This is a genomic window from Streptomyces sp. URMC 126 (genome assembly GCF_051386555.1).
GTDB lineage: Bacteria > Actinomycetota > Actinomycetes > Streptomycetales > Streptomycetaceae > Streptomyces.
The window spans coordinates 1-6,586 of record NZ_JBPQTX010000364.1; the positions used below are offsets into that span (position 1 = coordinate 1).

At 71.6% G+C, this 6,586-nt stretch carries 5 protein-coding genes; 4 read left to right on the top strand and 1 reads right to left on the bottom strand.

The window, feature by feature from the left end; genetic code table 11:
* From ACSNOK_RS29190 to ACSNOK_RS29205, 4 genes are all read left to right on the top strand, one after another.
* Positions 1-897 (top strand): S1C family serine protease (locus ACSNOK_RS29190; protein WP_436783796.1); only part of this gene is annotated, 897 nt, incomplete at its 5' end.
* A 100-nt stretch (positions 898-997) separates the two neighbouring features.
* Positions 998-1,741: a response regulator transcription factor gene (locus tag ACSNOK_RS29195; RefSeq protein ID WP_436783797.1), complete on the top strand. Its 744-nt coding sequence runs from the start codon at positions 998-1,000 to the stop codon at positions 1,739-1,741.
* Positions 1,738-3,135: a sensor histidine kinase gene (locus tag ACSNOK_RS29200; protein WP_436783798.1), complete on the top strand. Its 1,398-nt coding sequence runs from the start codon at positions 1,738-1,740 to the stop codon at positions 3,133-3,135. Before ACSNOK_RS29195 ends, ACSNOK_RS29200 begins: the two co-directional genes overlap by 4 nt.
* 240 nt (positions 3,136-3,375) lie before the next feature.
* A complete protein-coding gene (locus tag ACSNOK_RS29205) occupies positions 3,376-4,281 on the top strand; it encodes a hypothetical protein (protein WP_436783799.1) in 906 nt (301 codons plus the stop codon).
* A 91-nt stretch (positions 4,282-4,372) separates the two neighbouring features.
* On the opposite strand, the gene ACSNOK_RS29210 is transcribed toward ACSNOK_RS29205, so the two are convergent.
* Positions 4,373-6,211 carry a bifunctional metallophosphatase/5'-nucleotidase gene (locus tag ACSNOK_RS29210; protein WP_436783800.1) on the bottom strand — a complete coding sequence of 613 codons (1,839 nt, stop codon included), beginning with the start codon at positions 6,209-6,211 and terminating at the stop codon, positions 4,373-4,375.
* Positions 6,212-6,586 lie beyond the last annotated feature (375 nt).

Genomic DNA, 6,586 nt, shown 5'->3' on the forward strand with positions numbered 1-6,586 from the left:
CCCCCCGAGCCGCCCCGCCGCCGCCGAGGCGCCCGTACCCTCATCGCGACCTGCGCCCTCGTCGCCGCCCTGGTCGGCGGCGGGTCCGCCGCGCTGGTCTCCGGGCTGACGGGCGGCGGCGAGGACGCCGGCCGGCCGACCCCGGTGCAGAACGCGGCCAGCCGCAGCGCGGGCGTCACCGCCGTGGCGCAGGCCGTCAGCCCCAGCATCGTGGAGATCAAGGCGGCCACCTCCGGCGGCCGGTCCACCGGCTCCGGCGTGATCATCGCCGCGAACGGCGAAGTGATCACCAACAACCACGTCATCGCGGGCGCGGACACCGTCCAGGTCACCCTCCACGACGGCACCACCAAGAGCGCCAAGGTCGTCGGCACCGACCCCGGCAAGGACCTCGCCCTGATCAGGATCGAGGGAGCGAGCGGTCTCAAGCCGGCCCGGCTCGGCGACTCCGGCAAGCTCCAGGTCGGCGACCAGGTCGTCGCCATCGGCTCTCCCGAGGGCCTGACCGGCACCGTGACCAGTGGCATCGTCTCCGCCCTCAACCGTGAGGTCACCGTCCCCAAGGAGCAGGGTGGCGGCGGCCGGCAGCGCGACAACGGGCCGCAGTGGCCGTTCGAGTTCGGCGGTGAGCAGTACAACGGCGACACCGGATCGTCCAAGACCACTTACAAGGCGATTCAGACCGACGCCTCCCTCAACCCGGGCAACTCCGGCGGCGCCCTCATCAACATGAACGGCGAGATCGTCGGCATCAACTCCGCGATGTTCGCGCCGGGATCGGGCGGTGGCGGCGGTTCGTCGGACTCGGCCGGCAGCGTGGGCCTCGGCTTCGCCATCCCGGTCAACGACGTCAAGGCCGACCTGGCCGGCCTCCGCGCGGGCGGCAGCGGCGACTGAACCGGGGTGAGGGCCGCGTGGGAAGCTGAGGTGCCGGCGGACCGGCCTCCGCCCCACCGGCCGCCGAGGTGACCGCCGAAAGAACACGTGAGGAACGTCGATGAGCTCCGCCGACCCGTCCGCGTCCACGACCGCGCACGCACCCGCCCGCATCCTGGTCGTGGACGACGAGCCCGCCGTCCGGGAGGCCCTGCGCCGCAGCCTCGCCTTCGAGGGCTACGGCACCGAGCTGGCCGTCGACGGTCTGGACGCGCTCGCCAAGGTCACGGCGTACGAGCCCGAACTGATCGTCCTCGACGTGCTGATGCCCCGCATGGACGGCCTCACCGCCGCCCGCCGGCTGCGTGCCGCCGGCATCACCACCCCCATCCTCATGCTCACCGCCCGCGACACCGTCGGCGACCGCGTCACCGGCCTCGACGCCGGCGCGGACGACTACCTCGTCAAGCCGTTCGAACTCGACGAGCTCTTCGCCCGCATCCGCGCCCTGCTCCGCCGCAGCGCCTACACCGCGCCCGCCGCGCCCGAGGAGACGCACGTCCTCACCTTCGCCGACCTGCGCATGGACCTCGCCACCCGGGAGGTCACCCGCGGCGCCCGCCATGTCGAGCTGACCCGCACCGAGTTCACCCTCCTCGAACTCTTCCTCGCCCACCCCCGCCAGGTGCTCACCCGCGAACAGATCCTCAAGCACGTCTGGGGCTTCGAGTTCGAGCCCTCCTCCAACTCCCTGGACGTCTACGTGATGTACCTGCGCCGCAAGACCGAGGCCGGTGGCGAACCGCGCCTCGTCCACACCGTGCGCGGCGTCGGTTACGTCCTCCGGGCGGACGGCGCCGAATGATCAGCCGTTTCCGCCGGCTTCCCCTCCGCTCCCGGCTCGCCCTGCTGACGGCCGCCGCCGTCGCCGTCGCGGTCGCGGTGGCCGCGGGAGCCTGCTGGATACTGACCAAGGAGCAGCTCGAACAGCAGCGGGACACCACGCTGAGCCGCCAGAAGGTCGCCGACGACTACGTCCAGGGCCTGCTCGACCGGTGCGGCACCCGCGTCCCCGACAAGCTCGTCTCCCCCTCCCCGTACACGATCCAGGCCGTCACCGCCGACGGCGTCGTCTGCACCCAGCTCGGCAGGTCCCCGGTCCGGGTCAAGGTCGAGGACCTCGCCGTGGCCACCGGACAGCTGGCCGACACCCTGCACGACGCCCGGGCCGACGACGGCACCGAGATGCGGGTGGCCACCTCCCGCGTGACGCCCGGGCTCGCGGTGATGATCGCCCAGCCCGCGAGCGACATCGACCGGCCCATGAACGCGCTCGCCATCGTCCTCGTCGTCACCGCCGGGGTCGGCGTCCTCGGCGCGGCGGCCATCGGCCTCGTCATCGCCCGCGCGGCCCTCCGCCCGGTGGACCAGCTCACCGGCGCCGTCGAACACATCGCCAGGACCGAGGACCTGGCCGTCCGCATCCCCGCCGAGGGCGAGGACGAGATCGCGCGCCTCTCCCGCTCCTTCAACTCCATGACGGCCGCGCTCGCCTCGTCCCGCGACCGTCAGCAACAGCTCATCGCCGACGCCGGCCACGAGCTGCGCACCCCGCTCACCTCCCTGCGCACCAACATCGACCTGCTCGTCCGCAGCGAGGAGACCGGGCGGGCCATCCCGCCCGAGGACCGCAAGGCGCTGCTCGGCAGCGTCAAGGCGCAGATGACCGAACTGGCCGATCTCATCGGCGATCTCCAAGAGCTCTCGCGTCCCGACAGTGCCCCGGGCGCCGCTCCCGTCCAGGTCGTCGGACTGCACGAGGCGGCGGCGCGGGCCGTCGAACGCGCCCGGTTGCGCGCGACGGGGCTCACGGTGACGGCGGCGCTCGACCCCTGGTACGTACGCGCCGAGGCGCCCGCGCTGGAGCGCGCGATCGTCAACCTGCTGGACAACGCGGTGAAGTTCAGCCCGCCCGGGGGAGAGATCGAGGTCCGGCTGTCCGGTGGCGAACTGACCGTACGCGATCACGGCCCGGGCATCCCCGCCGAGGAACTCCCGCACGTCTTCGACCGTTTCTGGCGTTCCCCGTCCGCCCGGGGCCTGCCCGGCAGCGGGCTCGGCCTCTCCATCGTCGCCCGCACCGTCCGCCGCGCCGGCGGCGAGGTCGGCCTCCGCCCGGCGGAGGGCGGCGGCACGGTGGCCGTCGTCCGGCTGCCCGGAGCGGCGGTGGAACCGCCGGCGGACGCGCCGGGGGCCTGAGGTGCCGGTTCGTGTGCTGTGCGCCGCAACGCGCTGGAGCAGCAAGCCTCTTGAGTCATGTGCGGGGGGCGCGCGGCGCCGCTCGGTGCCCTGCGGGCGGCGCTTCGGCGTATGCCGCGCGCCGTGGCGAATGAGGGGAATGGGAGTTCGCAAGGGAACGCTTGTTCGCGCCAGGGGTCGAACGGGTGGTCGCCCGGCGAAAGCGGGGTGCGCGGCACGCGGCGGTCCTACGTTCGGCTCATGGTCACATCGCAACATGAGGCGTCGCACCGGATCTTCCAGGAGCGTCCCGGGCTGCTGTCATCGGTGTTCCGGATCCTCGGTGTCTCCTTGCCGGAGGAAGCGGCCGTCGAAGTCCTCACGGGAGACGCCACGGAGATCCGCCCGTTGGAGCGGCGAGTGGACACCGTACTGCGCATCAGGCCGCCCGACGGAGGCGAAGGGCTCCTGCTCGCCGTCGAGGCACAGGGGCGCAAGGCCGAGGAAAAGGCGGTGAGCTGGGCCTATTACCTTTCGTTCCTGATGGCGAAGTATTCCTGCCCGGCGCTGCTGCTCGTGGTCTGCCAGGACAAGGCCACGGCGGAATGGGCCGGCGGGCCCTTTCCGCTGGGCCACGCCGGGTGGACGGCACTCTCCGTTCGGCCGCTCGTCCTGGGGCCGGGCAATCTGCCGATCATCCTCGACGTCGAAGAGGCCGCGCAGAACCTCGCTCTGGCCGCGTTCTCCGCGATGACACATGGGCGGCACCCGGACGCCGCGGCCATACTGGACACGCTGGCTCGTGCCCTGGACGGGGTCGACCGGGAGACCTCCACGTACTACTGGGAACTGCTCGAGATCGGCCTGGGAGACACCCGGGCAAGGGAAACCTGGAGGAAGCTGATGAACGTCCGTACGTACTTCCCCGGCCGCGGCACCCTCATCGAAGAGACATACGACAAGGGGCGGGACAAGGGTCTGGCCGAAGGCCGACTCCAGGAGCGTGCCCGGCTGGTGCTGCGCACCCTGACCCAAAGGGGCGTCGCTGTATCGGACGACGTGCGGGAGCGCGTCACCGGCTGCTCCGACCTCGACACGCTCGGCCTCTGGTTGGACCGCGCATTCACCGTCACCCGCGCCGAGGACCTCTTCGACGATCAGCTCTGACCACCGGGGCACCACGGTCGTGCGACGACGTCGCGCCCCGCGACGGTTCACTCCGCCGCGGGGCGCCGGCGCGGAAGACGCCGTCGGGCGGTTACTTCACCACCGTGATCCGATCCGCCTTCGGCGGCGCCAGCGGGCTGGTCTTGGAGGAGTGGGCGCCCAGGTAGGCGAGGAAGACGTCCAGGTCGGACGCGCCGACCCGCTTGTTCTTCGCCTCCTTGAACGCGACGAAGCCGTCGCCGCCGCCCATCAGGAACTCGTTGGCGGCGACGCGGTACGTCTTCGCCGGGTCGATCGCCTCGCCGTTCAGCTTCACCGACGAGGCGACGACGCGGTCGGCGCCGGTCCTGGTCAGGTCCAGGGTGTACGTCAGACCCTTGCTGATCTGCAGGATCTTCGGCTGGGGTCCGTTGACCGCGCCGCTGACCTGCTGCTGGAGGACGGAGATGACCTGCGCGCCGGTGAGGTCGGCGGTCTGCATCATGTTGGTGAACGGCTGGACGGTGAACGCCTTGCCGTAGGTGACGACGCCGTCGCCCTCACCGCCCGCCGCCTTGTAGGCGAGGTCGGAGCGGATGCCGCCGGGGTTCATGAAGGCGATCTGGGCGCCGCCCTTGTCGGCCGGGGCCAGGGCCTCCAGCTGGGAGTCGGCGATGACGTCGCCGAGCGGCTTCTCGTACGCCTCGGAGCCGCGGCCGTTGATGTCGGCGGAGATGTAGCCGACGGGCCGGTTGGCGATCGGGGCGGCGAGCGCGTTCCAGCGGGCGATGAGCGAGGTCATGTCCGCGGCCTTGGGCCGGTCGCGGTCGACGACGTGGTTGGTGGCGTGCGGCCGGGCGACCGGGGTGCGGACGATGTCGCGGGTGCGGCGGTCGTACGTCAGCTTGGTGTCGGTGTACAGCCGGCCGAAGGAGGCGGCCGAGGTCACCGTGCGCGGGTTGCCGGCCGGGTCGGGGATGGTGCAGGCGTACGCCTGGTGCGTGTGGCCGGTGACGAAGGCGTCGACCTTCGGCGTGACCTTCTTGGCGATGTCGACGATCGGGCCGGAGATCCCGGCGCCGGCGCCCGGGCTGTCGCAGTCGTCGTTGTAGGCACCCGAGGCCGGCATGCCGCCCTCGTGGACGAGGGTGACGATCGCCTTGACGCCCTTGCGGTCGAGCTCCTTGGCGTACTTGTCGATGGTCGCGACCTCGTCGGCGAACTTGAGGCCCTTGACGCCCTCGGCCGTGACGACGTCGGGGGTGCCCTTGAGGGTGAGGCCGATGATGCCGATCTTCACGCCCTTGTGCCGCCAGATCGTGTACGGCTTGAGCATGGGCTTGCCGGTCTTCTCGTCGGTGACGTTCGCGGCGAGGTAGGGGAAGTCCGCGCCCCGGAACTTCTTGCCCTTCTCGAAGCAGCCGTCCTTGGGGTGGCAGCCGCCGCGCTGCATCCGCAGCAGCTCGGCCCGGCCCTCGTCGAACTCGTGGTTGCCGACCGAGGTGACGTCGAGCTTGAGCTTGTTGAGCGCCTCGATGGTGGGCTCGTCGTGGAACAGGCCGGTCATCAGCGGGCTGGCGCCGATCATGTCGCCGGCCGCGGCGGTGATCGAGTACTCGTGTCCCTTGCGCGCGGTGCGCAGCGCGTCGGCCAGGTACTCCATCCCGCCGGCGGGTATGACCTTCTTCGTCCCGTCCTTCTGCGTCTCGGTGACGGTGCCGGACGAGCCCTGCGGCGGCTCCAGGTTGCCGTGCAGGTCGTTGAAGGACAGCAGCTGGACGTCGACCGTCCGGCCGTGGCCATGGCCGTGACTGTGGTCGTGACCGTGGCCGTGGGAGGCCGCCGCGGCCCCGGCGGGCGTGGCGGCGAGGACACCGGCGGTGGCGGCGAGGACGACGGCATGGGCGGTCAGTCTTTTCGCGAGGCGCTTCCGTGGCGGCGTCGCGTGCATGGGTTCCCCTTTGTGCGGATATCTGCGGTGATGAGCGCGGGTCGGCGGATGCCGGGTGACGCGGTCTGCGGAAGCCTACGGTCAACGCGCGTAGCGCGCAGGAGGGTTGAGGTGACGAATTGGCAGCGCTTGGGCGCCCCCGCTCCCTTGGCTTCCCGGTGCGCGGCGCCCGGCGCGCGGGGGCGGGCGGGCAACGAATGGGTCACGCCACTTGACCGAAAACAGCCCCTTGTGGCTTATTGAGCGCCAACGGCACCCACTAAGGCAAGGCTTCCCTATCCTCCCCGCCTTGCCCGCCGCGCCTCATGGCACCCGTCCCGGAGGCGGCGATGGCGTACTCGTTCTCGCGGCCGTCGGCCGACCGGGCGGCCCGGC

Bases quoted from the DNA above. Each gene is read 5' to 3' on its own strand.
- ACSNOK_RS29200 (WP_436783798.1), top strand. From the start codon at position 1,738: ATGATCAGCCGTTTCCGCCGGCTTCCCCTCCGCTCCCGGCTCGCCCTG.
- ACSNOK_RS29195 (WP_436783797.1), top strand. From the start codon at position 998: ATGAGCTCCGCCGACCCGTCCGCGTCCACGACCGCGCACGCACCCGCC.
- ACSNOK_RS29210 (WP_436783800.1), bottom strand. From the start codon at position 6,211: ATGCACGCGACGCCGCCACGGAAGCGCCTCGCGAAAAGACTGACCGCC.
- ACSNOK_RS29205 (WP_436783799.1), top strand. From the start codon at position 3,376: ATGGTCACATCGCAACATGAGGCGTCGCACCGGATCTTCCAGGAGCGT.